Source organism: Kineococcus glutinatus (assembly GCF_039542765.1).
In the GTDB taxonomy this organism is placed as follows: Bacteria; Actinomycetota; Actinomycetes; order Actinomycetales; family Kineococcaceae; genus Kineococcus_A; species Kineococcus_A glutinatus.
In genome coordinates, this window is record NZ_BAABIL010000568.1 from 1 (window position 1) to 2,465 (window position 2,465).

General features: G+C 76.6%; 2 protein-coding genes. Both read right to left on the reverse strand.

From position 1 onward, the window contains the following. The coding region (locus tag ABEB16_RS18275; RefSeq protein ID WP_345713643.1) for a phosphatase PAP2 family protein at positions 1–570 on the reverse strand (570 nt) is incomplete at its 3' end. Between the two features lie 20 nt (positions 571–590). Further along, positions 591–2,366, reverse strand: a complete 1,776-nt coding sequence (gene aspS, locus ABEB16_RS18280) for an aspartate--tRNA ligase (RefSeq protein ID WP_345713644.1) — start codon at positions 2,364–2,366, stop codon at positions 591–593. Positions 2,367–2,465: the final 99 nt, after the last annotated feature.

Consider the following 2,465-nt stretch of genomic DNA (forward strand, 5'->3'; position numbering starts at 1 on the left):
CAGGCTGGCCGAGCCGACGACGTCGCTGGGCCAGTCCGCCCCCACCAGCAGCCGGTCGTCCACGACGACCCGCACCCCCGCCGCCCCCGCCGCCCCCGCCGCCCGGCGCCACCCGGCCCGCAGCCGGGGCCCGAGGGCGACCAGCGCGCAGCCGGTGACCGTCGTGGCCGCCAGCACGTGACCGGACGGCCACGAGCCACCCGAGGCCGTCGTCAGCAGCGGGTCGAGGGCCGGGCGCGCCCGGCCCAGCAGGGCCTTGAGCAGCGGGGAGGCCACACCGGCGCAGGCGACGGCCACCACGACGACGAGCACGGCCCGGCGCGCCCCGCGCGCCAGCGCCACCACGGCGGCGACCGCGGTGGCCACCCACCACACCCACGGCTGCGTCCACGCCTCCACGAGCCGACCGGCCGTCCCCAGCTGCGGGTGGCGCCCGGCGAGCGAGCGCACCGCGTCGGAGCCGGCGAGGTCGACGGCCGCCAGCGGCGCCCATCCCGCCGCCACGAGCAGGACCAGGACGAGGGCGGGCACCGCCAGCAGCGGGGCCAGCAGCGCCGGCGGCCGCCTCACGGGCGCCTCACCGCCCCGCCTCACCCCGCGGGCGCGGGCGCGGGCTCGGCGTCGACGCCCGCCTCCTTGCGCTGGGCGGTCGTGATCGGAGCGGGTGCCCCGGTCAGCGGGTCGAAGCCGCCACCGGACTTGGGGAAGGCGATGACCTCCCGGATGGAGTCCGCCCCGGCGAGCAGCGCCGTGACCCGGTCCCAGCCGAAGGCGATGCCGCCGTGCGGGGGCGCGCCGAAGGAGAAGGCCTCCAGCAGCCAGCCGAACTTCTCCTGCGCCTGCGCGGGGTCCAGGCCCATGACGGCGAACACCCGCTCCTGCACGTCGCGGCGGTGGATGCGGATGGAGCCGCCGCCGATCTCGTTGCCGTTGCAGACGATGTCGTAGGCGTTGGACAGCGCGCCGCCGGGGTCGGTGTCGAAGGTGCCCAGGTGCTCGTCCTTGGGCGCGGTGAAGGCGTGGTGCACCGCCGTCCACGCCCCCGCGCCCACCGCGACGTCGTCGGTCTCGTCGGCCGGCTCGAACAGCGGGGCGTCGACGACCCACGTGAACGCCCAGGCGGAGGCGTCGACGAGGCCGCAGCGGCGGGCGATCTCCTGGCGGGCGGCGCCGAGCAGCGCGCGCTGCGCCCGGGGCGGGCCGGCGGCGAAGAAGATGCAGTCCCCCGGCTCGGCACCGGTGTGCGCGGCGATCCCGGCGCGCTCGGCGTCGCTGAGGTTCTTGGCCACCGGCCCGCCGAGCTCGCCGTCCTCCTGCACCAGGACGTAGGCCAGGCCGCGGGCGCCGCGGGAGCGGGCCCACTCCTGCCAGGCGTCGAGCTGCTTGCGCGGCTGCGACGCGCCGCCGGGCATGACCACGGCACCGACGTAGGGGGCCTGGAAGACGCGGAAAGTGGTGTCCGAGAAGAACTCCGTGCACTCCACCAGCTCCACGCCGAAGCGCAGGTCGGGCTTGTCGGAGCCGTAGCGGGCCATCGCCTCGGCGTAGGTGATCCGCGGGATCGGGGTGGGGATCTCGTGGCCGACCAGCCGCCACAGCGCGACGAGGACCTCCTCGGCGAGGGCGATGACGTCGTCCTGCTCGACGAAGCTCATCTCCACGTCGAGCTGTGTGAACTCCGGCTGCCGGTCGGCGCGGAAGTCCTCGTCGCGGTAGCAGCGGGCGAGCTGGTAGTACCGCTCCAGCCCGCCGACCATGAGCAGCTGCTTGAACAGCTGCGGGCTCTGCGGCAGCGCGTACCAGGAGCCGGGCTGCAGGCGGGCGGGCACGAGGAAGTCGCGGGCGCCCTCGGGCGTGGAGCGCGTCAGCGTCGGGGTCTCGACCTCGACGAAGCGGTGCCGCTGCAGGACCTCGCGGGCGGCGCGGTTGACCTCGCTGCGCAGCCGGATCGCGGCGGCGGGGGCGGGGCGGCGCAGGTCGAGGTAGCGGTAGCGCAGCCGCGCCTCCTCCCCCACCTGCACGTGCTCGTCGACCTGGAAGGGCAGCGCAGCGGCGGGGCTGAGCACCTCCAGGTCGTCGGCGACGACCTCGACGGCCCCGGTGGGGATGGTGGCGTTCTCGTTGCCGGCCGGTCGGACGCCGACGGCGCCGGTGACGCGGATGCAGTACTCGTTGCGCAGCTCGTGGGCGCCGCTGCGCTCGAGCACCTCGTCGCGCACGACGACCTGCACGAGGCCCGAGGCGTCGCGCAGGTCGAGGAAGGCCACACCGCCGTGGTCTCGGCGGCGCGCCACCCACCCGGTGAGGGTGACGGTGGTGCCGGCGGCCTCGGCACGCAGGGTGCCGGCCTCGTGGGTGCGGAGCACGGGTGGGGTCCTCTCGTCGTCGGGCGCGGGGTGCGCTCGCCCGATCCTAGGGACGCCGCGGGGCGGGGTCGTGCCGAGCGGGCGCACCGGGCCCGCCCG